The sequence below is a fragment of the Stenotrophomonas sp. FBCC-B152 genome (assembly GCF_059134105.1).
In genome coordinates, this window is record NZ_CP101442.1 from 4,379,394 (window position 1) to 4,405,102 (window position 25,709).

A 25,709-nucleotide genomic window follows, 5' to 3' on the forward strand; every position below is an offset into this window, starting at 1 on the left:
ATACCGATCTCCGTGACCGCTGCTAACATCCGCAGCAGACCCATGAAGGTCACCGGACGGGATGTCAGGCATGCGAGATCGCAGCGAATTCAAGGCAGCCGCTGGCAATTCCGAGCGGTCACGCTTTAGGTGGATGCGCGCCATGAAGGGACATCTTTCCTTCGTGGCACTATCCCTGCTCGCAGGCTGTACTACATTGCCGCCGCTCTCCGAGGGCGTCACTCTTTCGGTTCGCTACTACGACCGCGCTACCGGGGACTACGTGCTGGAGCTGCGCAACGATACGGCGCGTCCGGTCCTGTATCTCAACCCGTATCTGAATTTCGACACCATTCGCTCGCCAGATCCGGAGCCGTTCCCGGAGTCCTCGGATGGAATGGTGCTGATGGTCCACAGCACAAAGCTTGACCCAGGCGGGTCTGTGGTCCTTTCGGGCAAGTGCACGGCGGGTGGCCTTTGTTCCAGGCCGGAAACCTACGTGGCCGTCCGCGCCTGTTGGTTCGTGAAGTCCGGGGATTGCGAGCAGTACTTTCCGATATGGTCCAAGACGCAGCTGAATCTCGTCTAGAAGCCTGGCTCGGCGTTGTTCAAACGCTGAACGTCGGCCTCTGGCCGCAAAGCGCGGCTTGGAGTCATCAATTCCATCCCTGGAAGGATTGAGCCCGAGGATACCCACTCTGTTGGCACGTTCGCGCTATCGGACAGTACGCCGATTTCGTTAAGCCACGTGTACGCCAGCGACGGCCAGTTCGCCGGCGCTGTGCTTGCAGCTCGCAGGCTGAAGGCGCGGCCGCCATGCGGGTAAAGGTGACACTTAGCGGGAATCCCGGCGTGCTGCAATTCTAGGTAGTACGTCATGGAGTGACGCACGTCATCGGTGGGGTCATCACCCGCCTGCAGGATGAAGGTCGACGGACAGTCCGCCGCGATTCGCACTCCCGCATCCAGCGCCAGGCCCGGCTTGCGCTTGTCCTACAGATGGCCCGGATACAGCGCCAAGGCAAAGTCCGGCCGCGTGGGCTGCTGGTCGGCCGCATCTACGGCGTCGTAACTCCGCGCCGGGGAATTGCTGACGTCCGCCACGATGCGTCCACCGGCAGAGAACCAGGTTACGCCCACCCGATGTGGATCTATGCCCAGTTCGTGGGCCCGAGCCCGCAACAGCGCGATGGCCCGCTGCGCATCCTGCATTGCCATTGGCACCTCGGGGATGCGCCGGCAATTGCATTCGTCAGCCCAATACGGGCCGGAGCCAGGAACGCGATACTTCAGCAGCACGCAGGTCATGCCCTACCCGAAGAGCCAGCACAGGGCGGCGGTCCATTTTATGCATTACGTTCCATAACGGCGAGCCGTGATCCGATAGCGCGGGTACAAAGGTCAGGTCCGGGGTGATTACATGGCCGTTGCAGACCGGGAGGGCAATGGCGGCGGGAACGGATTAGAAAGTTCAGCCAGGGCAACAACGTCTGCCTCTGGCTGGAACGGCGCGTAAGTGTGGAGCGGAGGATTGGGGGGTATTTTTAAAGCTAGGCGAACGTAACCTGCTGGGATAAGTACCCGAATATTCAAAAAGGATCGATTTTCATATCAGATCTGAATTCGCCGGGCCGGTTAGAGCGGGCGCCGGGTGTTACCACAGCCTCTGACTTTTCTGTCAGGAGGGAATAAAGCGATTTCAACCGTTCCAGTAGCTCGTCAAAAGTCACGATGATGACTCCATGCACAGAGTGCCGGTATCTCTCGAAAGCTTCTTTCTCGGCCTGTAGCTCGGGTGTAGTTCCCGCTATCACGAGACAGGTGAGCGCATGGGCACTGTGACCAGAGCGTGAGAGTTCTTTACCTAGAAGTAGGAAAGACTCTTTGAAGGTGTCGCGCTGAACCAGCACTTGGGCGACTGCACCAGATAGGTCGGGAGAAGGGGGGTAAACGCCCGCGCGGTATGCCTTTCCAACCAGCTTCGCTGCGGGGTCTTTAATCTCTATAAGTGCCAAGCTGCCGGTACTAGCAGCACTCGCAAGGAAATCCCCATACTTGCCCCCAGATCCGTGAAAAGACTTTCCTCCTACATATGGTTGATCGGAAATAACAAAGACCGGGAAGTGGAAAGCCATCGTAAGAACAAATGGATTTCCCGTTAGGAACGCTTGCCAAGATCGCTCAGATGCTGAAGTCGAAATAAGGCTCTGACACTTATCAATCAGCTGAAGTAATGACACGACTTCAATGTCATCTCTTAGCCGAAGCAACTCGACAGGTTCAGACTTGGCAAGGTCTTGAGCATTTCGTCGCACTAATGTCACGGCGGCGCGCTGGTCTCCCTTTGTGAGGTTGATGGCTCCCCTCGCTAGATTTGTGAGCTCCGAAAGTGCGCCTGGTGCAAGTTGAATTCTATGACGCGGATAACGTTGTGGCTCGATCTCATGCATTAGCTCGTTATGACACAGAGCAAGTTTCTCCTTTCGGGCTGCGCGCTGGTGGCGGCTGGCAATCCCACGGACGCTACTCATTAGTTCTTCGTAAACCTTCATGCTGACCGCATAGGCATCAGGAGGGAAGAGATCCCGTCGCTCCTCGCCACCAATCGGCCCGTGAAACAGAACGGTATGCACAGGCTCAGCGGCTTCTATCGCACTAACAACTACACGATACTTCCATAGGACCCCCAAGCCATGACGCCAGTTCTTGTAGAAACCGGGGGGTAATCTCTCGAGCAGATCGTCCAGCTCCTCAATGGTACTTGGTAGTGCCAAGTCGGAGTATCTACCAATCATAATGCGTCGAACGTGGCTAAAGATCGGCTGACCGTAACTAGGAAGCCCGTACTGCTGGCCGACAGGGAAAAATGCAATGTAATCGGAGCATACTTCCAGGATAGAAATCCAAGAGTCATCGCCATCCGGAAGCTCTTCAGGATTTCCACGGCCTGTGTAGAACACTTGGACACAAACTGCTTCGTCTACAGAGCTCACAGGTTCACCATCCGAACCTATCATGTGCAACACAGCCCAGGGACCTCCATCAGTACGCAGCGAGTTACGATATTCAGCGTTCGGTACGGGCGTCATGGGGAAGCATCCTCAGGGGGTATGTGGGAATGGTGCCATCGTGCCGTCAAGAGGTCGAGTGGAGCTCGCCGCCGAGTGTCGATAATTCGCGCTCACTGAAACTGTGCGCCAGTGGATACGCCGGTTCAAACTGCAAATTCCAGGGAAACGCACGACCGTGCGAGGCCCAGGCTTGCATAGCTTCGCTCCGCTCATCCTCAAGCATGGCCACGGTCAATGCCATGGTCAATACAGTTCAACTAGGAAACGAGTGGCGCCCACGCCTAGCGTGTAACGGGCTAGGAGTGGAGCAGCGGACCAAGATGATGCGTGAGGGAGTGCTGATATCCGTGGATGGACGCAGTGGCTCATCCGCCCGCAAGCGGATATCGGCTAGATTCTTTGGGATAGAACTGGCGGCTCTGGGCACAATCTGCAGGTTCGACGGCACCCCGGCAGTGGCTTTGCTTGTTGGTTGAATCCAGATGGTCCAGAATCGCCTGTGCTGAGAGTGGGTAACACGCAACGCCTAGAGGAGTGTCGCTGGGAATCCCTGCAATGTACCACGCACCGGCCATCATCTAGTCAGTCAGAAGAAGCGGCAAGAACCAAGCAAATGCTATATAAATATCTCCCTCCCGAACGTAAAAGCTACCTAAAAGATGGGCTGTTAAGGTTCACGCAACCTGCTGATCTAAATGACCCCTTCGAGCTCCTTCCTACGATGAGCATGCAGCAGTTCAAGACGGTGCGCGAAAACATAATGCTTCGGAGATTGGAAGGAATTTCGATAGCGGTGAGGGGGCGCAACGATAGACGGCTGAAGAATAAGTTGATTAAAAAGTTATCCGTCGAATCTGCGAGGCAGGCTGCGCATGATTACAAAGGCTTCCAGGAGTTCTTCTTCGAGAGCGCGAGAGATAGAATAAACTCAACTATAGGAATACTTTCGCTCTCCCGTCGCTGGGATAGCTCCCTGATGTGGTCTCACTATACAAATTCCCACGCCGGATTTTGCGTTGGCTTTAGGCGTGAGCATGAGTTCTTCGAAACTATGGGTAAGGCGAGTGACCCCGAGAAGGGGTTGCATAAAGTCGAGTACTCAACTAGTAGAGTCCCTGTTTCCCATGTTGAGGGGCAGAGCATTGACATAAAGGTTCTATGGACGAAATCAGAGGACTGGCGTTACGAGCATGAGGAACGTGTCGTCGCACTCCTTAAAGACGCCGACAAGCGGATTCCATGTGCGCCATATGATGTGTGCTTATTCAGCTTGCCTCATGAAATGATATCAGAGCTAACTTTGGGCCTGAGAGCACATGTCGATCTGATTGAAGAAGCCAAGCTGCTGGGTGAGGCCCTTAAAGTGCCCGTTTATAAGGCTGCTCTCTCTGAAGGTTCATTCGATATGATTCGCAGGGAGCTGGCCTGAAATTTTCTAAGTCGCTGGCGATAGCCATCCCCCGCAGGCATAAATCGATGGGCTGCTTGGAGTTCTGCTATGAGGTCCAAGCGGCTCAGCTATATTCTGCTTAGATGTAGTCTGGTGCGATATCAGGTCCGATCATCGTCCCGACGCATGGTGTCCTGCTTGTCCAGTAACTCAAGTAACTCGGCACGCGGGTTAGGTTGCATAGGCTATGGTGATTGGACTTAGCCGGACAGTAGTCGAGTATCTGCGCTTGGCCGAGATCCGACTTTGTATGTTGGTCAGGTAACCGCGAGTGGGAGCGGGCTCAGAACGATGATAGACGTTGCGACCATCGGTCGTGACATGTCGAAGGGTACGGCGTGCATTCGGCGGGGTGCGCGTCCTGCGGATCAGATCACCGCGATCTTCACCTTAGCCAGCGCCTCGCGCACCATCCCATCATTGGCCGCGGTCACCGGCCGCGTCAGCTCCCAAAGGAACTTCACCCGGAACCCGGCCTTCACCGCGTCCTGCGCACTCCACAGCACGCAGTAGTCGCGCGCCAGCCCGCACACATGCACCTCGCGGATGCCGCGTTCGTGCAGCCAGCCGGCCAGGCCGGTAGCCGGGCGGCTGCCATCAGGCCCATGGTTCTCGCGGAACGCACTATAGGAATCCACCTCCCGGCGGGTGCCCTTGCGCAGGATCAGGTCGGCGGGCGTCCAGTCCACGCCCGGGTGCAGCGCCGCCCCATCGGTCCCCTGCACGCAATGATCGGGCCACAGCGTCTGCGGCTGCGCATGCAGCAGGATCGCCTCGAACGGCAGCTTGCCCGCGTGCTGGATGGCAAAGGATGCATGATCTGCCGGGTGCCAGTCCTGGGTCGCCACCACCGTGCGGTACCGGCGCTCGGCCAGCAGGGCGGCAATCGGCGCCACCAGCGCATCGCCGTCTTCGCAGGCCAGCGCGCCACCGGGCATGAAGTCCGGCTGCAGGTCGATTACCAGCAGGGCGACATCGGCGGGCAGGGCGGTCATGGCAGGTCCAGCGCAACGGAGGGGGCAACCAGCGTGGCGGCCCCCTTCGCGTACGTCAATCGCCCTTGGGCGCGTCGTTGTCCTGGCCGTAATACAACAGCCCGATCTTGATCCGCTCGCGCTGGTTCTCCCGGCGGTGGCGGTTGGCATCGCGCAGCGAATACACGCAGCCGCAGTATTCCTGCTGGTAGAACTGCTCGCGCTTGCTGATCTCCACCATACGCGCCGCGCCACCACCCTTGCGCCAGTTGTAATCCCAGTACTGGATGCCGGGGTAGTGGGCCGCCGCGCGGTGGCCGCAGTCGTTGATCTGGTTCATGTCCTTCCAGCGCGAGATGCCCAGCGAACTGCTGATCACCGGAAAGCCATGCTCATGCGCATACAGCGCGGTGCGCACGAAGCGCATGTCGAAGCACATGGTGCAGCGGATGCCGCGTTCGGGCTCGTTCTCCATGCCGCGCGCCCGCGCGAACCAGTTGTCGGTGTCGTAGTCGGCGTCGATGAAGGGAACACCATGCTGTTCGGCGAAGCGGATGTTCTCCTGCTTGCGCAGCTCGTACTCGCGCGCCGGGTGGATGTTGGGGTTGTAGAAGAAGATCGTGTAGTCGATCCCGGAGGCAGTGATGGCCTCCATCACCTCGCCCGAGCAGGGCGCGCAGCACGAGTGCAGCAGCAGCTTGTCGTGGCCGCCAGGCAGGGAGAGGGTGGGGCGAACGAAATCGGTCATGCGGACATCCATCGGCCCCGCCGCCGGCAACGGCGGCGGCGGGACCCTTGTGCAACGGGAAGGGAATCAGGCGGCGTTGGCGTCTGCGCTCTCATCGCGCAGCTGCCGTGCGGCCGCCACCAGCGCTTCCAGCGCGGCGCGGGTCTCGGGCCAGCCACGGGTCTTGAGCCCGCAGTCCGGGTTGACCCAGATCTGCTCGGGGCGCAGCACTTCGGCGGCCTTGCGCAGCAGGGAGAGCATTTCTTCCTTGTCCGGCACGCGCGGCGAGTGGATGTCGTACACGCCCGGCCCGATTTCGTTGGGGTACTGGAAGCGAACGAACGCATCCAGCAGCTCCATGCGCGAGCGCGAGGTCTCGATGGAGATCACATCGGCGTCCATCGCCGCTACCGAGTGGATGATGTCGTTGAATTCGGAGTAGCACATGTGGGTGTGGATCTGGGTGGCATCGCGCACGCCGCTGGCGCTGATCCGGAATGCTTCCACGGCCCAGTCCAGGTACTCACGCCACTGCGCGCGGCGCAGCGGCAGGCCTTCGCGGATGGCCGGCTCGTCGATCTGGATCACGCCGATGCCGGCCGCCTCCAGGTCCAGCACTTCATCGCGCAGCGCCAGCGCGATCTGCCGGCAGGTGTCGGCGCGGGCCTGGTCATCGCGCACGAACGACCACTGCAGCACTGTCACCGGGCCGGTCAGCATGCCCTTCATGGGGCGGTCGGTGAGCGACTGTGCATACTGCGACCAGCGCACCGTCATCGGCTGCGGGCGGCTCACATCGCCGTAGATTACCGGCGGCTTCACGCAGCGCGAGCCGTAGCTCTGCACCCAGCCGTTCTTGGTGAAGGCAAAGCCCTCCAGCTGCTCGCCGAAGTACTCCACCATGTCGTTGCGCTCGAACTCGCCGTGCACCAGCACGTCCAGCCCGATCTGCTCCTGGATGCGCACGCAGTGCTCGGTCTGGCTGGCCAGGAACGCATCGTAGTCGGCGTCGGGCAGGGTGCCGGACTTGTTGCGGGCGCGGGCTTCGCGCACTTCCAGGGTCTGCGGGAAGGAGCCAATGGTGGTGGTGGGGAAGCGCGGCAGCTTCAGTGCGGCGGCCTGGGCCAGGTGCCGCTGCGGGTAGCGGACGTGGCGCTGTGCATCGGCCGGGGTCAGCGCGGCCAGGCGCGCGGCCACGGCGGGGTTGTGCACACGCGGCGAGCGCTTGCGGGAAGCGATGCGATCGCGCGACAGCTCCAGCGCGGCTTCGGCGCGCGCGGGCCCGTCGATGGCATCGGCCAGCACGCGCAGCTCTTCCAGCTTCTGCTTGGAGAACGCCAGCCAGCCGCGCAGTTCGTCGTCCAGCTTCTTCTCATGCGCCAGGTCCACCGGGCTGTGCAGCAGCGAACACGACGGCGACAGCCACAGGAACTCGCTGCCCAACTGGCCGTGTGCGTAGCGGGCCAGCACCAGTGCGTTGTCCAGGTGGGTGCGCCAGATGTTGCGGCCGTTGACCAGCCCTGCAGACAGCACGCAGCCTTCGGGCAGGGCCTTGATCACCGCATCCAGCTGTTCCGGTGCGCGCACCAGGTCCACGTGCAGGCCATCCACCGGCAGCGAGGCGGCCAGTTCCAGGTTGTCCTCCAACGCACCGAAGTAGGTAGCCACCAGCACCTTGGGGCGGGCGGCGGTGGCCAGCACCGCATACGCGTGTTCAAAGGCGGCGCGTGCTTCCGGGCTGAGGTCCTGCACCAGCGCGGGCTCATCCAGCTGCACCCACTGCGCGCCGGCGGCTTGCAGTTCACCCAGCAGTTGCACGTACACCGGCAGCAGCGCATCCAGCAGGTCCAGCGCCGGGCTGCCATCGGTGGTCTTGGACAGCAGCAGGAAGGTCACCGGCCCGATCAGCACCGGGCGGGTTTCGATACCCAGCGCCTTGGCCTGGCGGTACTCGGCCAGCGGCTTGTCGCCGCGCAGCGCGAAGCCTTGGCCGGCCTGCAGTTCGGGCACCAGGTAGTGGTAGTTGGTGTCGAACCATTTGGTCATTTCCAGCGCGTGGAGGTCGAAGCCATCGCGCTGCAGCCCGCGGGCCATGGCGAAGTAGCCGGCCAGCGGGTCGGCATCGGCCAGCGCGCGGTAGCGGGCCGGGATGGCATCGAACAGGAAGGCGGCATCCAGCACCTGGTCGTACAGGCTGAAGTCGTTGCTGGGCGGCACATCCACCCCGGCATCGCGCTGCAGCTGCCAATGCGTGGTGCGCAGGGCGGTGGCGGTGTCCTGCAGTGCTTCGGCGCTGCTCTGGCCGGACCAGTACGCTTCCAGCGCGCGCTTGAGCTCGCGCTTGGCGCCGATACGGGGGAAACCCAGGTTGGTAACAGTGGTCATGGAACGTGTCCTCATTGCAGTAGCGGCATTGAGGAACGAAGGAACTGCGCGGCACCCACGCCATTGCTGCCGTGTCCGCCCCGCCAGCGACCTTCGCCCCCGCGGGCGAACCGGATGCCGTGAAGCGGACGCACGGGGGCAGCGCCACGCGCAACGCATGGCGGCAGGCCCCGGCAACCTCCCCGCGGACGTTCCAGGTCGAATCAGAGGACGGTCGTGTCCTCCGGCCGGGGCCGGTATTCGGGCTGATGGACACGGGCACGGGGCCCACCTACTTCCTGCCGCTTCCCAGGCGCCAGGCCCAGTGCTGTTGGCAGGTTTCGTTTCCACTCACCGCTGCGGGGCAGCTCCGGAATGGGCGCGCAAGGCACCGTCACCGGATTCCCGTTTAAACCCATCCCTTCATCTGCATGAAGAGATGGATACCTTCGGCCCGAACAATCTAGTTCGGACCGGGCTGCTGGTCAAGGAGAACTTCTATGACGCTGCACGGATGCATAGGGGCGAGTCGACGCCTTCATCATTAGGCTTCTTTCGAGCCGTCAGTGGGCCGTGGGTCCAGATCTTCGTTTGCAGCCATACCAGCTTCGATCTTGGAGTCCTGCTCCTTTAGCAGGTTGTCGCGCTTCTCAGACAGTACCTTTGCAAGGGCACCGAAGCCGGGAATCTTTAGGAGTGCCTCAACAGATTCAGACAACTTTGCACTCTTCTCAAGAACATCCATCACAGGGTGATCGGTCTTGTTGTAGTCAGTGATCAACTTGCCAGGGTTCTCAGCACTCACTTGAAGCACGTTGAAGAGCAGCCGGGTCCTTAGCTCATTCTTCACTTCGCCGCCATCGGACAGAGATTCAATCTGGTTTGAAAGGCCTGAGAACGTCCTGCCAAGAACCGCCTTATGCGTGTACTCCTCGATGAGGCGCTTGGATAGGTTGAGTCGCTTATTTGATGAGTAGGCCAGCCAAAGAACGGGGAAGTAGAGCGGCAGAATGGAGATGACCATCTGCGGCGTGTCCCGAATAACCTCTGTCAGTAGAACGCCACGCACAAGCTGGTAGATGCCAACGGCGAATGGAATCAATGACACTGCGATCAGACCGAATACTGCATGCCTAAAGCTCTTCTCATGTAGCTTCAGGAAGGCCGATTCGTCGTCTTTCTTGCTTTCATAGGCCGCACTAAGCCCAGCAGCGAGGGCTCCTGGAAGTAGGGCCTTTAGCTGCTCGGAGACGTCCGAAAGCGATGATCTGCCGCCGTCGATGAGCGATGAGAACTCGAGCTGCTGTCCTTCCAGAACCTTGCGATGGTCCTCCTCAACTTTTGAGACAGTGCTGTCTGCCTCCTCGGAAAGCGCTGAAAGGCGAGAACTGATTGATTCATACGTCTTTTCCAGCTCGTCTCGAAGCCCGTCCACCCGCTCGGTGTTGCCGTCCTCGCCTTCAACGTTGTGCCCGAACACTTCCTTGTGAAGTTCATCGAACTCAGCCTTTCTTTTCAACGAATGATTGAGGAGTAGCTTGATGTTGTCCGCTTGGGACTTCGCATCCTGAGATTGTTTGGACAGTGCCTCAAGTTCCGTCGGAATAGCATCCGCTTGCTCCAGGAATCCGTCGACCTTCTCCAGGCGAGCTTGGGCCTCAGAAACAGAACGCTGTACGGATTCGTTGGCGGTCGACGCTTCTGTGTAGACATTAAGTGCAGCTCTTGCGGTTTGCTCAAGCGCGCCCGCATTCTCTAAGAACCTCTCCTTTTCCGAGGTGAGACTCGACATTGCATTGGAAATCTCTTGCAGTGCTTCCGATATCTGCGCTCGAGCTGACGACATCTCTGATGCGATATGCTCAACCGCCACCCGATGACCTTGGATCGCGGCTAAAGATTCCCGTGCCGCCTCCGCAGACTCAGATGTGGAAGAAACAATCTTGCGCTCCAATGCGTCAAATCGGCTGTTTACAGCCTTCTTGAAGTTTTCAAACTCTTGTGGCTCCACGCCCTTGTCAAAGATTCCCAATTTCCATCCCCCCTGAAAGATGCAGTATTGAGTGAATTATCTGTTTACTTCGGCCGGTCCCGTCAAGGCGAGCAGGAAGAAAATTATCCCTGCCTGTTGCTCGGATCGCTTCTGGTCAGGGCAGCCGCTTAATCGGCGTCATATGGTAGGCGTTTTCAAGCGGACTCCATGCCCGCAGTGCTCGTTGAGATCGTCACCGGGCGGGTCAGGTTGTTTGGTGATAGGGCACTATCTTCGATAAGACCTCGGTAAGCTCTTCGCGCGCGTTCGCAGCGTCATAAGCCATCTGCAGATTCATCCAGAACCCTTCACTGGTCCCGAAGAACTTCGCCAACCGCAGTGCGGTGTCAGCCGTGATGGCGCGACGCCCAGCCACGATCTCGCTGATCCGCGTCTGATTCACCTCGATGGACTTGGCCAGCCGGTACTGGGTCAATCCGAACGGGGTCAGGAATTCTTCCTGAAGGGTCTCGCCGGGGTGCGGGTAAGGGATGGAGCGCATGGGAGCAGTCCCAAAGATCGTTGACCAAATACTACCGTCTGACGGTAGTAGTTCAAATCGGAAGTATCTATCGGTGCATCCGCCAACCCACTTGCCGCGTATCTCTCCAGCAACCTCCCATGGAAACCGGCATGCGCCGCCTCCCCATCAGCTCGGCTGGACTGCTTCTGCTGCTGTGCCCGTTGCTGGCGCCTGCCCAAACCGTGCAGCGGCAGGAAGGGCGCGCCTTCGCTGCGGATGGCGGGGCGTTGCTTTACCGCGAGACGCACTGGCTGCAGGGGCCGCCGGAGGCGTTGTCACGGCTGGTGCTGTACCGCTGCGCCGATGGCCGGGCCTTTGCGCGCAAGTGGATGACGCCGCAGGGCAGCCCGCAGACGCCGGACTTCGCGCTGGAAGATGGCCGCGACGGCTACCAGGAAGGCGTGCGCGGCAATGGCGCGGCGCGCACGGTCTATGTGCGTGCCACTTCGAATGCCACCCCGCTCAGCCGCGCCTTGGAGGTGCCCTCCGGCGCGGTAGTCGATGCTGGTTTCGATGCGGCCGTGCGGCGGCATTGGGCAGACCTGCTCGACGGGCAGCCGGTGGCGTTCCAGTTCCTGCTGCCCAGCCGCCAGCGGCTGGTGCCATTGAAGCTGCAGCGCACCGGTGCGGTCACCTGGAAAGGCCAGCCTGCACAACAGCTGCAGATGAAACTCGATGCGTGGTTCGGCTTCGCGGTGCCCGCGGTAACGCTCATCTATGCCAGCGCCGACCAGCGCCTGCTGCAGTTCACCGGCACCGGCAACGTGCGCGACCACAAAGGGCGCTACCCGCAGGTGCGCGTGGAGTTCCCCTCCCTGCCCGTAGCCGCTACCGCGGCCGAGCTTGCCACGGCGCGGGGGCAAGCACTGGTGAAGACATGCGACCCATGAATACCCCCTTGCAGCCGCCCTCGGGAGCAACGACCATGCAGCCTTGCTACCTGCCGACCCCGAGCCTGCGATGCCCGAGCTGCATGCTTCCGATACCGCCGCGTCAGCACGCCTGGACGGCCTTCTGGTCCAGGTGGCCGAAGGCGACCGCCACGCGTTCGAGTCGGTCTACCAGCTGGCCTCGGGCCGGTTGTTCGCGATCTGCCTGCACACGCTGCGCGACCGCCGCGATGCCGAAGAGGTCCTGCAGGATGTCTTCACCACGGTCTGGCGCAAGGCCACCCAGTTCGATGCCACGCGGGCCTCGGCCATGACCTGGCTTTCGATGATGGCGCGCAACCGCGCGATCGACCGCCTGCGCTCGGCGCCGCCGCGGCCGCTGGATGACCTGTCGGTGGCCGAAGAAATTCCCGATTTCGCGCCGCAGCCGGCGCAGGCGGCCGAGCATGCCTCCGACCGAGAGCGCCTGGATGATTGCCTGGATACCCTGGAACCGCGCCGCCGCTCGCTGATCCGCAGTGCGTTCCTGCACGGCGCCAGTTATGAAGAACTGGCCCGCCGCATCGGTTCGCCGCTGGGTTCGGTGAAGAGCTGGATCCGGCGCGGGCTGGGCCAACTGCGGGTGTGCCTCGAACGATGAACATCCGCGACCTTCACGAATTAGACGACGGCCAGCCGCCCAGCGCCGACATCCTGGCCGGCGAATACGTGCTGGGCGTGCACGACGCTGCCGAGCGCCTCAAGATCGAACACCGCATCGCCACCGACCCGGGCTTCGCCCGGCTGGTCGAGCAATGGCAGGTGCGGCTGGCCCCGCTGCTGGAAGAGCTGGGCAGCGAAGCGGTGCCGGCGCACCTGTGGCCGCGCATCCGCAGTGAGCTGGGCTGGCCGGCGGTGACCGCCGCGCCGAAGCTCTGGCAACGCACCGGCTTCTGGCAGGGCATGACTGCCCTGGCGGCCGCGCTGGCATTGGTGGCGGTGTTCAACCGCCAGCCGCTGCCCACCGCGCCTTCCACCCCGGTGGCCGTCACCCCGGCGCCGACCCCGGCCGAGCCGGAGCAGGCGACCAAGCCGGTCACCCCGCTGCTGCACGACGATGGCACGCCCGGCTGGCTGGCCTCGGTCGACAAGGCACAGGGCAAGGTGTTGATGGTGCCCGTGCCCGCACCGGCCGACTCGGCTGGCCGCGCACCGGAGCTGTGGCTGATTCCGGCCGGCGGTGCGCCGCGTTCGCTGGGCCTGGTGTCGATCAACCGTGCCCACACCGTGGCGGTGCCCGACGCGCTGCGTGATGTGCTTGTGAACGGCTCGGTGCTGGCGATCACGCTGGAACCGTCCGGCGGCGCGCCGCAGGGCATTCCGACCGGGCCGATCATCGCCAAGGGCGACATCGCCAACCTGTAACGGCCACCCCTTCCGGAATTATTTTTCGGAAGGGGTGCATCCAAGCGCCGCCTGCCTGCGTATCTCCTGATGAACCGCTCAGGAGACGCGCGACATGCTGTCCCGTTCCACCCCCGACCAACCCGCCCGCGCGCCGCGCGGCCGCTGGGCCACCGTGATGCGCTGGTTCGACACCGGCGCCGCCGCGCCGGCGGCCGAGGGCAGCGGCAACCGGGTGGACTGGCTGCGGGCGATTCCCTTCGTGGGCATGCACCTGGCCTGCCTGGCGGTGATCTGGGTGGGGGTTTCCTGGGTCGCGGTGGGCGTGGCGCTGGCGCTGTACGCGGTGCGCATGTTCGCCATCACCGCGTTCTACCACCGCTACTTCGCACACCGCACGTTCCGCACCTCGCGCGTGGTGCAGTTCGTGTTCGCGCTGATCGGCGCGGCCAGTGTGCAGCGCGGCCCGCTGTGGTGGGCCGCGCACCACCGCAACCACCACCGCCACACCGAAACCGCCGCCGACCCGCATTCGCCCACCGTGCATGGCTTCTGGTGGAGCCACATGGGCTGGTTCCTCACCACCGAGGGCTTCCGCACTGACTGGGCACGCATTCCGGACCTGGCGAAGTACCCGGAGCTGCGCTGGCTGGACCGCTTCGACACGCTGGTGCCGGTTGCCCTGGCCGCTGCGCTGTACGGGCTTGGCGCACTGCTGGAGCACGTTGCGCCGGGCCTGGGCACCAGCGGCGGGCAGATGCTGGTGTGGGGCTTCTTCATTTCCACGGTGGTGCTGTTCCACGCGACGGTGACGATCAACTCGCTGGCGCACCGCTTCGGGCGGCGCCGCTTCAACACCGGCGATGACAGCCGCAACAACCTGTGGCTGGCGCTGCTCACCTTCGGCGAAGGCTGGCACAACAACCACCATTTCTTCCCGGGCACGGTGCGCCAGGGCTTCTATTGGTGGGAAGTGGACATCACCTGGTACGGCCTGCGCGCGATGGCCGCGCTGCGCCTGGTGAGTGACCTTAAACCGGTGCCGGCCTGGGTGCTGGCCAAGGCGGAGCACTGACATGCGCATTGCCGTGATCGGATCGGGCATCGCCGGGCTGGCCAGCGCGTGGTGGCTGAGCCAGCGCCATGAAGTGACGCTGTTCGAGGCCAACGACTACCTCGGCGGCCACACCCACACCCAGATGGTGCAGGTGGATGGCCGCCTGCGCGCGGTGGATACCGGCTTCATCGTGTTCAACCCGCAGCACTACCCGTTGCTGACCGCGCTGTTCGAAGACCTCAACGTGGCTTCGCAGCCCACCACCATGAGCTTTTCGGTGCACAGCGAACGCAGCGGCCTGGAATACAACGCCACCACGCTGGATACCCTGTTCTGCCAGCGCCGCAACCTGCTCTCGCCGCGCTTCTGGGGGATGCTGGCAGACCTGCGCCGCTTCTATCGCGAGGCGCCTGCGCTGCTGCACAGTGGGGAAGAGGGGCCGTCGCTGGGCGAGTACCTGAAGCAGGGGCGCTACGGCGAGGCTTTCGTCCAGGAGCATCTGCTGCCGATGGCGTCTGCGCTGTGGTCATCGCCGACGCAGGCCTTGGCCGACTTCCCGGCGCGCTACCTGGTGCAGTTCATGGCCAACCACCAGATGCTGCAGATGACCGGGCGCCCGGCGTGGCGGGTGGTGCAGGGTGGTTCGGCGCGTTACGTGGAAGCGATGCGGCGGCGCTGGCGGGTACGCGAGCGGCTGGAATGCCGCGTACTGGGCGTGGAGCGGCAGGAACATGGGGTGCGCGTGCTCACCGCCGATGGGCTGGAAGGCTTCGACCAGATGGTGCTGGCCTGCCACAGCGACCAGGCACTTGCGCTGCTGTCCGATGCAGATCCCACCGAGCGCAGTGTGCTCGGCGCGATCCGCTACCAGCCCAATGAGGTGGTGCTGCATACCGATGCCAGCCTGCTGCCACGCAACCCCAAGGCGTGGGCGGCATGGAACGCACACGTGCCGCGCGACCCGTTGGCACCGTGCACGGTCAGCTACTGCATGAACCTGCTGCAGGGCATCGAGACGCCCACGCCGCTGGTGGTGACGCTCAACCGTACCGATGCGATTGCGCCGGAGAAGATCCTGCGCCGGATGCAGTACGCCCACCCGGTGCATGACCACGCCATGGTCCGCGCACAAGGGCGCTGGGCCGAAGTGCAGGGGCGTCGCCGTACCTGGTTTGCCGGCGCCTACTGGGGCTGGGGCTTCCATGAAGACGGCATCCGCAGTGCGCGCCGGGTGGTGGACGCGCTGCAGTCGCTGGATGCCGAAGCCTACTGGCCGCTGTCGCAGGGCGTGCCGGCATGACGGTCAGTGCGATCTATCGCGGCAGGATGCAGCACCGCCGGCATGCGCCGCAGCCGCACGCGTTCGACTACCCCATCGCGCAGCTGCTGATCGACCTGGATGAGCTGGACCACCTGTTTGAGGGGCGCTGGTTCTGGTCGGTGAACCGCCGCAACCTGGCCGAGTTCCGTCGCAGCGATTACCTGGGCGCACCGGAGAAACCGCTGGCCGATGCGGTGCGCGAACGCATCACCCAGGCGCTGGGCCATGCACCTCCTGGCCCGGTACGCATGCTCGCCCACCTGCGCCATGCCGGGCACATCTTCAACCCGGTCAGCTTCTACTACTGCTACGCCGCCGATGGCACCACGCTGGAGTGCATCGTGGCGGAAATCACCAACACGCCGTGGCAGGAACGCCACGCCTACGTGCTGCCGGTGGCGCAGGCCGACGCGCACGGCCGCGCGCTGGCGTGGACCTTCGACAAGCAGTTCCACGTGTCCCCCTTCTTGCCGATGGACTGCGAATACCGCTGGCGCTTCACCGCGCCGGGCGACGACCTGCACGTGCACATGCAGGTGTGGCGCAACGGCGAGCGCCAGTTCGATGCCGACCTGGCCCTGCAGCGCCATCCCCTCACCGGCCCCGGCCTGGCCCGCGTGCTGCTGCGCCACCCGCTGATGACGGTGCAGGTGGTGGCCGCCATCCATTGGCAGGCACTGCGGCTGTGGCTCAAGCGCACGCCTGTCCACGACCACCCTTCCATTGCTGGAAAGCACCCATGAACGACATGACCCGACCGCTTGCCCTGCCCGTGCCCAGCGCGCTGGAAGCGTTCCTGCGCCGCCGCCTGCTGGCCCAGCTGGCCCCGCTGCAGGGCGGCCGACTGCAGCTGCGCGATGCATTGGGCGATGTCTCCCTCGGCGATGCCGAGGCACCACTGCAGGTCACCGTGTGGGTAGACAACCCGGCCTTCTACCGCGCCGTTGGCGCGCAGGGCAGCGTGGGTGCCGGTGAGGCCTACATCCGCGGCGAGTGGCGCTGCGACAACCTGGTGGGGCTGGTGCAGCTGCTGGTGCGCAACCGCGCGCTGCTCGATGGCATGGAGCGCGGCCCGGCGCGGCTGGGCGGCTGGCTGCTGCAGGGCTGGAACCGGCTGCGCCGCAACACCCGCGAAGGCAGCCGCCGCAACATCGCCGCGCATTACGACCTGGGCAATGCGTTCTTCTCGCTGTTCCTGTCCCGCGACCTGATGTATTCGTCGGCGCTGTATGCCGAGCCGGGCGACACGCTCGAAGTGGCCTCGCAGCGCAAGCTTGCGCGCATCTGCGAGCAGCTCCAGCTCAAGGCGGGCGACCGCGTGGTCGAGATCGGCACCGGCTGGGGGGGCTTCGCGGTGTATGCCGCGCTTCACCACGGCTGCCACGTCACCACCACCACCATCTCCAGGGAGCAGTACGCGCTGGCCACCGAGCGGGTGGCCAGCGCGGGGCTGCAGGACAAGGTGACGGTGCTGCTGAAGGATTACCGCGACCTGGAGGGCCAGTACGACAAGCTGGTCTCCATCGAGATGATCGAGGCGATCGGTGCGCAGTACCTGGACACCTACTTCGCCACGCTCACGCGGCTGCTGAAGCCGGAAGGCCTGGCGCTGCTGCAAGCCATCACCATCGAAGACGAACGCTACGAGCAGGCGCGGCGCAGCGTGGACTACATCAAGCGCTTCGTGTTTCCCGGCAGCTTCATTCCTTCGCTGCACGCCATCATGGCGGCCAAGACCCGCAGCAGCGACCTGCAGCTGATCGGCCAGCATGATTTCGGCCAGTCCTACGCGCTCACCCTGCGTGCCTGGCGGCTTCGCTTCCTGTCCCAGCTGCCGGCGGTGCGCACGCAGGGCTTCGATGAGCGCTTCATCCGCCTGTGGGAGTTCTACCTGGCCTACTGCGAGGGCGGCTTCCTGGAACGCTCCATCGGTGTATCGCAGCTGCTGCTGGCACGCCCCGGGTACCGGCCGGCACCGATCGAGGGCACGCACTGACATGCGCCACTTCTGGGCCAACGTCATCGGCAACCAGCTGGTCTGGCTGTGCGCGGTGGTCGGCGCGGGGCACGGACTGCGCTGGCCGGCGCTCTTGGCCGCTGCGGTCTACGTGGCGAGCCAGCTGATGCTGTCCGCGCAGCCGATGGTGGAGCTGAAACTACTGGTCGTGGCGGTGCTGTGCGGGCTGGTCGTGGATGGCGTGGCGGGGGGATCAGAGCAGGTGGTGTACGGCGCTGCGTGGCCCGCCCGCTGGCTGGCACCGGTCTGGATCCTGGCGCTGTGGGCCGCATTCGCGATGACCCTTACCGTCTCGCTGAGGGTCCTTCAACGGCGCCTCTGGCTGGCCGCGCTCCTCGGCCTGATCGCACCGCTGGCGTATATCTCGGCCGCGCGCGGCTGGGCAGCGGTGCAGTTTCCTGCGCCGTCCTGGCAGGGCGTGGCGGTGCTGGCGTTGGGCTGGGCCATCGCGCTGCCGCTGCTGGCCACCTGCGCACGCCACTGGCAGCGGGGCACGGCGCCTGTGGCGACGAACACCAATGGAGCGCACGCATGATGAATCTCGGATGGATCTGGCTGTATGCCGCACTGATCATGTGCTGGGGCTGGTGGTGGCAACGCCGTCACCAGAACATCGGCGTGGTCGATGTGCTCTGGGCCAAGGGCGTGGGCGCTTCGGCGCTGCTGCTGGCGTGGCTGGGTGATGGCGCAACCGCGCCGCGCATCGCGCTGGCCGTGCTGGGCGGGCTGTGGGGATCACGGCTGGCCCTGCACCTGTGGAAGCGCGTGCGCAGCGAAGACGAGGATGGCCGTTACCAGCACCTTCGCCGGCACTGGAACGGCCACCAGGGCAAGATCTTTGGCTTCTTCCAGTTCCAGGCAGTGCTGATCGTGCTGTTCGCACTGCCGTTCGTGGCGGTGTCGCAGAGCGCGACGCTGCCGGTCGGCTGGATCATCGCCGCCGTCGCGATGTGGCTGCTCAGCGTGGGCGGCGAATCGCTGGCCGACCGCCAGCTGGCCCGCTTCCGCGCCGACCCGGCCAACAAGGGCAGGACCTGCCGCAGCGGTCTGTGGCGCTACTCGCGCCATCCCAACTACTTCCTCGAATGGCTGCACTGGTTCACCTACGTGCTGCTGGCCGTGCACTCGCCGCTGTGGTGGCTGGCCTGGTCCGGACCCGTGGTGATGTACGTGTTCCTGCGCTGGGTGAGCGGCATTCCGTTCACCGAGGCGCAGGCGCTGCGCACCCGCGGCGAGGACTACCGCGACTACCAGCGCAGCACGCCGATGCTGTTTCCGTGGTTCCCCTCCCGCACTGCTTCGCCCCGCAAGGAGTCTTCACCGTGAATGTCGCCCGAGAATCGCTGCCGCTGCCCGACTACGCGCCCGGCCTGACCGGCCTGGCCGAACGCGGCCTGCTGCCGGATGCGCTGCTGCGGCTGGGCATCCGCCGCCAGTGCGAGGCGCGCCTGCGCGAGGAAAGTGCCGGCACCGTGGAAGAGCAGGCGCAGCGCTTCTCCGCGCGTATCGTGTCGCTGTCGCGCAGTCCGCTGGCGCTGCACGTGGATGCCGCCAACCGCCAGCACTACGAAGTGCCCGCCGCGTTCTTCCAGGATTGCCTGGGTGCACGGCTCAAGTACAGCAGCTGCTACTACCCCACCGGCACCGAAACGCTGGATCAGGCAGAAGAGGCGATGCTGGCCCTGTACGGCGAACGCGCAGAGCTGGTTGACGGTCAGGACATTCTCGAACTCGGCTGCGGCTGGGGTTCGCTGACATTGTGGATGGCCGAGCGCTATCCCGCCTCGCGCATCACCGCGGTGTCCAACTCCAACAGCCAGCGCGAGTACATCCTGGGCCAATGCAAAGCGCGCGGCCTTACCAATGTGACGGTGCTGACCCGCGATGTGAACGAGCTGATCCTGGAACCAGGCAGTTTCGACCGCTGCGTCTCGGTGGAGATGTTCGAACACGTGCGCAACTACGCCCGCCTGCTGCAGCGCATCCACCAGTGGCTGCGCCCGAACGGCAAGCTGTTCGTGCACATCTTCGTGCACCGCACGCTGATGTACCCGTTCGAGACCGAAGGCGATGACAACTGGATGGGGCGGCACTTCTTCACCGGGGGCCTGATGCCGGCGGCCGACACCCTGCTGCACTTCCCCCAGTACATGCAGCTGCAGCAGCGCTGGCTGCTGGATGGCACCCACTACGAGCGCACCGCCAACCACTGGCTGGAGCGGCAGGACCAGCACCGCGATGCGGTGATGGCGGTGCTGCGCGAAGGCTACGGCGAGGCTGCCGCCGCGCTGTGGTTCCAGCGCTGGCGCATGTTCTGGATGGCCTGCGCCGAGCTGTTCGGCTACCAGAAGGGCCAGCAGTGGATGGTGGCCCACTACCTGTTCGATCGCGCCTGACCCCTCGTGAGGACAACGCCATGAAGCTCCGCCCACTACTTCCCCTGCTCGCCGCCGGCATGTTGCTGGGCGGCTGCGGTGGCAACACCCGTCCCATTCCGCCGGTCGCGCACGTGGATGTTCCGCGCTTCATGGGCGACTGGTATGTGATCGCCCATATTCCCAGCCGGCCCGAACGTGAGGCGTTCGATGCCGTCGAATCCTATGCGCTGCGCCCGGACGGCCGCATCCAGACCACCTTCACCTATCGCAAGGGCAGCTTCGATGCCCCGATCAAAACCATGCACCCGATAGGGACGGTCAAGGAAGGCACCAACGGCGCGGAGTGGGGCATGCAGTTCGTGTGGCCGATCAAGGCCGAATACGTGATCGTCTATCTGGACGATGACTACCAGCAGACCATTGTCGGCCGCAGCAAGCGCGACTACATGTGGCTGATGGCGCGCACCCCGGAGATGTCCGACCAGGACTACCAGGCGGCCATGACCCGAATTGCCGCGCTGGGGTACGACCTGTCGCAGGTGCGCCGGGTGCCCCAGTCAGCCGCCACCAACCGCCCGAAACCGTAACTGCGGCGCGGTTCTCAGGCCCTGAGAAGGCCTTGGGCGATACTGCACCCCAAGGCGGACAGAGGGCGGCGACATGGCGGACAAGTACTGCGATCTGGTCATGAAGGGCGGCATCACCAGCGGCATCGTGTACCCCAATGCGGTGCTGTCGCTGGCGCGCGAATACCGCTTCAAGAACATCGGCGGTACCTCCGCCGGGGCGATTGCCGCCGCCGTGGCCGCTGCGGCGGCGCTGGGCGACCGGCGCTGCCGGGCCGGTGAACCGATGGGCCCGCAGGCGGGCTTTGCCGGGTTGGCCGATGTGTCCACCCAGCTGTCGCGGCGCGGCTTCATCTACAGCCTGTTCCAGCCGGCGTACGGCGCGCGCACTGCCTACCGGCTGCTGGTGATGCTCACCGGCAAGGCCGGCCTGCCGCGCAAGATCCTGTGCCTGCTGGCGGCGGTGTTCGCCATCGCCCCGCTGGAGCTGCTGGCCGCGCTGGTCGGGCTGCTGGGCATCGGCTGGCTGGCGGCGGGGGTGGAAGGCATGTGGGCCACGCTGCTGCCGTCGCTGCTGTGCGCGTATGGGGCCGGGGTACTGGCCTCCGCGCTGCGGGTGGCACGGGTGGCGCGGCGCAACCTGCTGGGGCTGTGCTCGGGCGCCACCCAGAGCGGTGCCGACAATCCCGCGCTGACCGACTGGTTGCACACCCAGCTGCAGGCCCTGGCCGGCAAGCCGATGGACCAGCCGCTGACCTTCGCGGACCTGCACAATGCGCCGCGTTACAGCGGTGAGCCGACCGGTGTGCACGCCATCAGCCTGCAGATGATCACCACCTGCGTGTCCCACACCGAGCCGCGCACGCTGCCGTTCAGCGCCTCGCAGTTCTGGTTCCGGCGCGACCAGTTCGAGCAGCTGTTCCCGGCCAGCGTGGTGGCGTGGCTGCTGGCGCGCGCGGGTGCGCCGCATCCTGTGGACGGCGTGGACTACTACCGCCTGCCCGAAGGCGAGCAGCTGCCGGTGCTGGTGGCCACCCGCATGAGCCTGAGTTTCCCGCTGCTGATCAGCGCGGTGCCGCTGCACGAACCGGCGCGGCGCGAACGCCGCTGTGAACCGGTGGCCGATGCGGTGGCCGCGCACGGTGATCGAAACGTGGCCGACAGCACCGAAGGCTTGACCAGTGGTGGCCACGGTGCCGGTCCGGCGATCACCGCGTTCCGGGTGTGCTGGTTCTCCGATGGCGGCATCAGCAGCAATTTCCCCATCCACCTGTTCGACGCCGCGCTGCCGCGCTGGCCCACCTTCGGCATCAACCTGGTCTATCCGCACACCGCCGAGCCACTACGCGCGTCACCGGATTCGCCCGGTGCGATCAACGCCGCGGTGTTCCTGCCTACTGAAAACCGGCACGGCTGGCAGCGCAGCTACCAGTCCATCGCACGCCCGCTGGCAGCGGCGGAAATGTCGGGCTTCCTGTTCTCCATCGTGTCGACGATGCAGAACTGGCGCGATGTGCTGCAGGCGCGTGCCCCGGGCTACCGCGACCGCATCGTGCATGTATCGCTGCAGGGCGACGAAGGCGGCATGAACCTGGACATGCCGCAGGCGGTGCTCAGCCGCATTGCCGCCAAGGGCAGTGTGGCGGGCGAGCGCTTCTGCGATTTCTCGTTCGCCAATCACTATTGGATCCGCTGGCGCAACCTGGCGTCGGCCTATCAGCGCTATACCCTTGAGGTGGCGCGCACCGATGATCCCGCGCAGCGCGTGGGTGCATGGCAGGGCGCGTACGAATCGGTGGCGCAGGGAGCGCCGTTGCCACCGTCGTACCGGTTCAGCTCGGAAGAAAAGCGCCGCGAATCGCAGCAGCTCTGGCGGTTGATGGTCGAACAGGGCCAGACCTGGGAAGACCTCGGCCCGGACCTCACCGACGGCGCACCGCGCCCGCTGCCGCAGATGAAGGTAACCCCGAGCTACTGAGCGCTACGCGCGCCCGGGCAACTGCGCGAACGCGCGCTGCATGCAGTCCTCGCGCGGGCACACCCGGCAGCCTGGGCCGATGGACACCGAGTTGCCCGGGCTCTGGATATCCAGCCCGCGCGAGTAGATCAAGCGCTCGGCATGCTGCAGGTCGCAACCCAGCGCCACCGCGAAGGTCTTGCGCGGCTGGCCATGACCGATCGGGCCGCTGCTGACCTGGCGCGCCAGCCAGAAGTGGCGGCGCCCGTCGGGCATGCGCGCGGTCTGGGTCAGCACCCGCCCCGGCTGGTTGAAGGCCTCGTATACGATCCACAGCGGGCAGGAACCCCCCACCTGCGAGAAGTGGAAATCAGTAGCCGAGTGCCGCTTGGAGACGTTGCCGGCGCGGTCCACGCGGATGAAGAAGAACGGCAGCCCCGGTGCACTGCGCCGGGCCAGCGTGCTGAGCCGGTGGCAGACCGCCTCGAACCCCACCCCGAAGCGGTGCGCCAGCGCATCGATGTCGTAGGCGCTGTGTTCGGCCGCGCGCAGGAACTGCGCATACGGCATCACCAGCGCGCCGGCGAAGTAGTTGGACATGCCGATCCGCGCCTGCGCGATCTGCTCCGGTTCGCGGAAGCCCGCGCGCGCGATCACCGCGTCAATCTGCGCCGCATACCCGAGCAGGGCCAGCTCGGCCGCCATCTGGAACGCCTGCTGGCCCGGTTCCAGGTAATCGGGCAGCCACAGCGTGCGGCTGCCGCCGTCGTACACGCGCTTCTCGCGCCCGGCCTGCAGCGGCCCCACTTCCACCAGCACGCCGTGGCGGTCGGCCAGCAGCTGGCGCAGGCGCGGCGCCACATGCCCGGCCACCAGCCCCCATTCGCCGAACAGCTGCTCGGCCAGGTCGTCCAGTTCGGGAATGTGGTTGTGCATGCGGTTGAAGAAATCCCGCACCTGGTCGCCGGCCGGAAGTGAATGCCCGGCCTGCGGGTCGCCCAGCTGGAACTCCAGCGCGGCGGCGTGCTCGCGCAGCAGCAGGTGGCGGCGGTGCAGGTCGAGCAGGGCCCGGCTGATCTGTGGCAGGTTGCCGGCCATGGCGCGCAGTTCGGTGCTGCTTACCTCGTCCAGGCCGAGGTCGCGCAGGGTCTCACCCAGTGCTTCCTGCAGCGCACCGGGCTCATCCACGTCGAACAGGTCGGTAACGTCGCCCAACACCTCGCGCAGCTTCGCCTGCACGGCGGGGGTCAGGGGACGCTTGTTGCGCTCGATCTGGTTCAGGTAGCTGGCCGACAGCCCCAGCGCCCGGGCAAGGTCGGCCTGGCTGTAGCCGCGCTGCTCGCGCAGCTTGAGCAGGCGCAGGCCGATCTGGCGGTGGGGGAGCTGGCTATTCACAGAATTAACAGAAATCGTAGCGGGCGTTGGCCAGATTAAGCGTAGACAGCCCGGAAATCGAGGGGTGGCCTGTGAATAATGCCAATCACCTTTCGCATCCCGCCGGTATTGCCATGACTGTTGCAGCGCCCCGTATCCGCATGTTGATCGATGGCCAGTTCGTCGAATCGGCCAGCTCGCACTGGCAGAACGTGGTCAACCCGGCCACCCAGGACGTCCTGGCCCAGGTGCCGTTCGCCACCGTGAGCGAAGTGGACGCCGCCGTGGCCTCGGCCAAGGAAGCCTTCAAGACCTGGCGCAAGACCCCGATCGGCACCCGCGCGCGCATCTTCCTGAAGTACCAGCAGCTGATCCGCGAACACATGAGCGAGCTGGCCCACATCCTCAGCGCCGAGCAGGGCAAGACCGTGCCGGACGCCGAAGGCGATGTGTTCCGCGGCCTGGAAGTGGTCGAACACGCCGCTGCCATCGGCAACCTGCAGCTGGGCGAGCTGGCCAACAACGTGGCCAATGGCGTGGACACCTACACGCTGCTGCAGCCGCTGGGCGTGTGCGCCGGCATCACCCCGTTCAACTTCCCGGCGATGATTCCGCTGTGGATGTTCCCGATGGCCATTGCCACCGGCAACACCTTCATCCTCAAGCCGTCCGAGCAGGACCCGATGGTCACCATGCGCCTGGTCGAACTGGCGCTGGAAGCGGGCATCCCCAAGGGCGTGCTCAACGTCGTGCACGGCGGCGAAGAAGTGGTCAACGCGATCTGCGACCACCCGGACATCAAGGCCGTCTCGTTCGTGGGTTCCACCCGCGTCGGCACCCACGTGTACAACCGCGCCTCGCTGGCCGGCAAGCGCGTGCAGTGCATGATGGGCGCCAAGAACCACGCCGTGGTGCTGCCGGACGCCAACAAGGAACAGAGCCTCAACGCCATGGTCGGTGCCGCCTTCGGTGCGGCCGGCCAGCGCTGCATGGCCGCCTCCACCCTGGTGCTGGTCGGTGAAGCGCGCGAGTGGGTGCCGGACCTGGTGGCCAAGGCCAAGACCCTCAAAGTGAGCGCCGGCAGCGTGGCCGGTACCGACGTGGGTCCGGTGATTTCCTGCGCCGCCCGCGAGCGCGTGGAAAGCCTGATCGCCTCGGGCGTGGAGCAGGGTGCCAAGCTGGTGCTCGACGGCCGCAACCCGCAGGTGGACGGCTTCGAGAAGGGCAACTTCGTGGGCCCGACCATCTTCGATGGCGTCACCCCGGGCATGCGCATCTACGACGAAGAGATCTTCGGGCCGGTGCTGGTCATCCTGGAAGCGGAAACGCTGGATGACGCCATCGAGCTGATCAACAGCAACCCCAACGGCAACGGCACCGCGCTGTTCACCCAGTCCGGTGCGGCGGCCCGCCGTTTCCAGGAAGAAATCGACGTCGGCCAGGTGGGCATCAACGTGCCGATCCCGGTGCCGGTGCCGCTGTTCTCGTTCACCGGTTCGCGTGCGTCCAAGCTCGGCGACCTGGGCCCGTATGGCAAGCAGGTGGTGATGTTCTACACCCAGACCAAGACCATCACCGCGCGCTGGTTCGACGACGAGACCCTGGGTCACGGCGTCAACACCACGATCAGCCTGAAGTAAGCGCCT

23 protein-coding genes and 1 riboswitch are annotated in these 25,709 nt (G+C 64.6%); of the genes, 15 read left to right on the top strand and 8 right to left on the bottom strand.

Annotated features, from left to right (window positions below; translation table 11 throughout):
• The first annotated feature begins 70 nt into the window (after positions 1–70).
• A complete protein-coding gene (locus NMB40_RS19820; RefSeq protein WP_494359590.1) occupies positions 71–568 on the top strand; it encodes a hypothetical protein in 498 nt (165 codons plus the stop codon).
• Between the two features lie 404 nt (positions 569–972).
• Here the strand turns inward: NMB40_RS19820 and NMB40_RS19825 are convergent, their stop codons facing one another.
• The gene (locus NMB40_RS19825) at positions 973–1,287 is read right to left on the bottom strand and encodes an alpha/beta hydrolase (protein WP_494359591.1); all 315 of its coding nucleotides are present in this window, start codon (positions 1,285–1,287) and stop codon (positions 973–975) included.
• Between the two features lie 281 nt (positions 1,288–1,568).
• Positions 1,569–3,068: a Shedu immune nuclease family protein gene (locus NMB40_RS19830; RefSeq protein ID WP_494359592.1), complete on the bottom strand. Its 1,500-nt coding sequence runs from the start codon at positions 3,066–3,068 to the stop codon at positions 1,569–1,571.
• A 595-nt stretch (positions 3,069–3,663) separates the two neighbouring features.
• On the opposite strand from NMB40_RS19830, the gene NMB40_RS19835 reads away from it, so the two are divergent.
• Positions 3,664–4,479: a DUF2971 domain-containing protein gene (locus tag NMB40_RS19835; RefSeq protein ID WP_494359593.1), complete on the top strand. Its 816-nt coding sequence runs from the start codon at positions 3,664–3,666 to the stop codon at positions 4,477–4,479.
• A gap of 389 nt (positions 4,480–4,868) precedes the next feature.
• Here NMB40_RS19835 and pncA read toward each other — a convergent pair whose 3' ends face one another.
• The 5 genes from pncA to NMB40_RS19860 all read right to left on the bottom strand — a co-directional run bounded on the left by pncA (position 4,869) and on the right by NMB40_RS19860 (position 11,099).
• The gene (pncA, locus tag NMB40_RS19840) at positions 4,869–5,495 is read right to left on the bottom strand and encodes a bifunctional nicotinamidase/pyrazinamidase (protein WP_494359594.1); all 627 of its coding nucleotides are present in this window, start codon (positions 5,493–5,495) and stop codon (positions 4,869–4,871) included.
• A gap of 55 nt (positions 5,496–5,550) precedes the next feature.
• On the bottom strand, positions 5,551–6,222 hold the full coding sequence (locus NMB40_RS19845) for an epoxyqueuosine reductase QueH (protein WP_494359595.1): 672 nt from the start codon (positions 6,220–6,222) through the stop codon (positions 5,551–5,553).
• A 66-nt stretch (positions 6,223–6,288) separates the two neighbouring features.
• A complete protein-coding gene (metE, locus tag NMB40_RS19850) occupies positions 6,289–8,586 on the bottom strand; it encodes a 5-methyltetrahydropteroyltriglutamate--homocysteine S-methyltransferase (protein ID WP_494359596.1) in 2,298 nt (765 codons plus the stop codon).
• 214 nt (positions 8,587–8,800) lie between these two features.
• A riboswitch (cobalamin riboswitch) is annotated at positions 8,801–9,032 on the bottom strand.
• Positions 9,033–9,109: 77 nt separating this feature from the next.
• A complete protein-coding gene (locus tag NMB40_RS19855) occupies positions 9,110–10,597 on the bottom strand; it encodes a hypothetical protein (protein ID WP_494359597.1) in 1,488 nt (495 codons plus the stop codon).
• 205 nt (positions 10,598–10,802) lie between these two features.
• On the bottom strand, positions 10,803–11,099 hold the full coding sequence (locus NMB40_RS19860) for a HigA family addiction module antitoxin (RefSeq protein WP_494359598.1): 297 nt from the start codon (positions 11,097–11,099) through the stop codon (positions 10,803–10,805).
• Between the two features lie 131 nt (positions 11,100–11,230).
• Between NMB40_RS19860 and NMB40_RS19865 the strand changes: the two genes are divergently transcribed.
• The 12 genes from NMB40_RS19865 (at position 11,231) to NMB40_RS19920 (ending at position 22,710) form a co-directional block, all read left to right on the top strand.
• Entirely contained in the window at positions 11,231–12,010 is a 780-nt protein-coding gene (locus NMB40_RS19865; protein WP_494359599.1) for a hypothetical protein, read from the top strand.
• A gap of 70 nt (positions 12,011–12,080) precedes the next feature.
• A complete protein-coding gene (locus tag NMB40_RS19870; protein WP_448141729.1) occupies positions 12,081–12,650 on the top strand; it encodes a sigma-70 family RNA polymerase sigma factor in 570 nt (189 codons plus the stop codon).
• The gene (locus NMB40_RS19875) at positions 12,647–13,414 is read left to right on the top strand and encodes an anti-sigma factor (protein ID WP_494359600.1); all 768 of its coding nucleotides are present in this window, start codon (positions 12,647–12,649) and stop codon (positions 13,412–13,414) included. Before NMB40_RS19870 ends, NMB40_RS19875 begins: the two co-directional genes overlap by 4 nt.
• 94 nt (positions 13,415–13,508) lie before the next feature.
• Positions 13,509–14,468, top strand: a complete 960-nt coding sequence (locus NMB40_RS19880; protein WP_494359601.1) for an acyl-CoA desaturase — start codon at positions 13,509–13,511, stop codon at positions 14,466–14,468.
• A gap of 1 nt (position 14,469) precedes the next feature.
• Complete coding sequence (locus NMB40_RS19885) at positions 14,470–15,750, top strand: NAD(P)/FAD-dependent oxidoreductase (RefSeq protein WP_494359602.1); 1,281 nt, start codon at positions 14,470–14,472, stop codon at positions 15,748–15,750.
• Complete coding sequence (locus NMB40_RS19890; RefSeq protein WP_494359603.1) at positions 15,747–16,514, top strand: DUF1365 domain-containing protein; 768 nt, start codon at positions 15,747–15,749, stop codon at positions 16,512–16,514. The genes NMB40_RS19885 and NMB40_RS19890 overlap by 4 nt, the downstream gene beginning before the upstream one ends.
• On the top strand, positions 16,511–17,767 hold the full coding sequence (locus tag NMB40_RS19895) for a class I SAM-dependent methyltransferase (protein WP_494359604.1): 1,257 nt from the start codon (positions 16,511–16,513) through the stop codon (positions 17,765–17,767). Before NMB40_RS19890 ends, NMB40_RS19895 begins: the two co-directional genes overlap by 4 nt.
• 1 nt (position 17,768) lies before the next feature.
• Entirely contained in the window at positions 17,769–18,323 is a 555-nt protein-coding gene (locus tag NMB40_RS19900; protein WP_494359605.1) for a DUF2878 domain-containing protein, read from the top strand.
• Complete coding sequence (locus NMB40_RS19905; protein WP_494359606.1) at positions 18,320–19,114, top strand: DUF1295 domain-containing protein; 795 nt, start codon at positions 18,320–18,322, stop codon at positions 19,112–19,114. The genes NMB40_RS19900 and NMB40_RS19905 overlap by 4 nt, the downstream gene beginning before the upstream one ends.
• The gene (locus tag NMB40_RS19910; RefSeq protein ID WP_494359607.1) at positions 19,111–20,184 is read left to right on the top strand and encodes an SAM-dependent methyltransferase; all 1,074 of its coding nucleotides are present in this window, start codon (positions 19,111–19,113) and stop codon (positions 20,182–20,184) included. The genes NMB40_RS19905 and NMB40_RS19910 overlap by 4 nt, the downstream gene beginning before the upstream one ends.
• Before the next feature lie 20 nt (positions 20,185–20,204).
• Entirely contained in the window at positions 20,205–20,753 is a 549-nt protein-coding gene (locus NMB40_RS19915; protein WP_494359608.1) for a lipocalin family protein, read from the top strand.
• A 73-nt stretch (positions 20,754–20,826) separates the two neighbouring features.
• The gene (locus NMB40_RS19920; RefSeq protein WP_494359609.1) at positions 20,827–22,710 is read left to right on the top strand and encodes an RpoH suppressor; all 1,884 of its coding nucleotides are present in this window, start codon (positions 20,827–20,829) and stop codon (positions 22,708–22,710) included.
• A gap of 3 nt (positions 22,711–22,713) precedes the next feature.
• Here NMB40_RS19920 and NMB40_RS19925 read toward each other — a convergent pair whose 3' ends face one another.
• The gene (locus tag NMB40_RS19925) at positions 22,714–24,084 is read right to left on the bottom strand and encodes a helix-turn-helix domain-containing protein (RefSeq protein WP_282247689.1); all 1,371 of its coding nucleotides are present in this window, start codon (positions 24,082–24,084) and stop codon (positions 22,714–22,716) included.
• Between the two features lie 113 nt (positions 24,085–24,197).
• Between NMB40_RS19925 and NMB40_RS19930 the strand changes: the two genes are divergently transcribed.
• Positions 24,198–25,703, top strand: a complete 1,506-nt coding sequence (locus NMB40_RS19930; protein ID WP_282247688.1) for a CoA-acylating methylmalonate-semialdehyde dehydrogenase — start codon at positions 24,198–24,200, stop codon at positions 25,701–25,703.
• The last annotated feature ends 6 nt before the right edge of the window (positions 25,704–25,709 follow it).

Coding starts and splice junctions, on each gene's coding strand:
- NMB40_RS19820 (WP_494359590.1), top strand. CDS start 71: ATGCGAGATCGCAGCGAATTCAAGGCAGCCGCTGGCAATTCCGAGCGG.
- NMB40_RS19825 (WP_494359591.1), bottom strand. CDS start 1,287: ATGACCTGCGTGCTGCTGAAGTATCGCGTTCCTGGCTCCGGCCCGTAT.
- NMB40_RS19830 (WP_494359592.1), bottom strand. CDS start 3,068: ATGACGCCCGTACCGAACGCTGAATATCGTAACTCGCTGCGTACTGAT.
- NMB40_RS19835 (WP_494359593.1), top strand. CDS start 3,664: ATGCTATATAAATATCTCCCTCCCGAACGTAAAAGCTACCTAAAAGAT.
- pncA (WP_494359594.1), bottom strand. CDS start 5,495: ATGACCGCCCTGCCCGCCGATGTCGCCCTGCTGGTAATCGACCTGCAG.
- NMB40_RS19845 (WP_494359595.1), bottom strand. CDS start 6,222: ATGACCGATTTCGTTCGCCCCACCCTCTCCCTGCCTGGCGGCCACGAC.
- metE (WP_494359596.1), bottom strand. CDS start 8,586: ATGACCACTGTTACCAACCTGGGTTTCCCCCGTATCGGCGCCAAGCGC.
- NMB40_RS19860 (WP_494359598.1), bottom strand. CDS start 11,099: ATGCGCTCCATCCCTTACCCGCACCCCGGCGAGACCCTTCAGGAAGAA.
- NMB40_RS19865 (WP_494359599.1), top strand. CDS start 11,231: ATGCGCCGCCTCCCCATCAGCTCGGCTGGACTGCTTCTGCTGCTGTGC.
- NMB40_RS19870 (WP_448141729.1), top strand. CDS start 12,081: ATGCCCGAGCTGCATGCTTCCGATACCGCCGCGTCAGCACGCCTGGAC.
- NMB40_RS19875 (WP_494359600.1), top strand. CDS start 12,647: ATGAACATCCGCGACCTTCACGAATTAGACGACGGCCAGCCGCCCAGC.
- NMB40_RS19880 (WP_494359601.1), top strand. CDS start 13,509: ATGCTGTCCCGTTCCACCCCCGACCAACCCGCCCGCGCGCCGCGCGGC.
- NMB40_RS19885 (WP_494359602.1), top strand. CDS start 14,470: ATGCGCATTGCCGTGATCGGATCGGGCATCGCCGGGCTGGCCAGCGCG.
- NMB40_RS19890 (WP_494359603.1), top strand. CDS start 15,747: ATGACGGTCAGTGCGATCTATCGCGGCAGGATGCAGCACCGCCGGCAT.
- NMB40_RS19895 (WP_494359604.1), top strand. CDS start 16,511: ATGAACGACATGACCCGACCGCTTGCCCTGCCCGTGCCCAGCGCGCTG.
- NMB40_RS19900 (WP_494359605.1), top strand. CDS start 17,769: ATGCGCCACTTCTGGGCCAACGTCATCGGCAACCAGCTGGTCTGGCTG.
- NMB40_RS19905 (WP_494359606.1), top strand. CDS start 18,320: ATGATGAATCTCGGATGGATCTGGCTGTATGCCGCACTGATCATGTGC.
- NMB40_RS19915 (WP_494359608.1), top strand. CDS start 20,205: ATGAAGCTCCGCCCACTACTTCCCCTGCTCGCCGCCGGCATGTTGCTG.
- NMB40_RS19920 (WP_494359609.1), top strand. CDS start 20,827: ATGGCGGACAAGTACTGCGATCTGGTCATGAAGGGCGGCATCACCAGC.
- NMB40_RS19930 (WP_282247688.1), top strand. CDS start 24,198: ATGACTGTTGCAGCGCCCCGTATCCGCATGTTGATCGATGGCCAGTTC.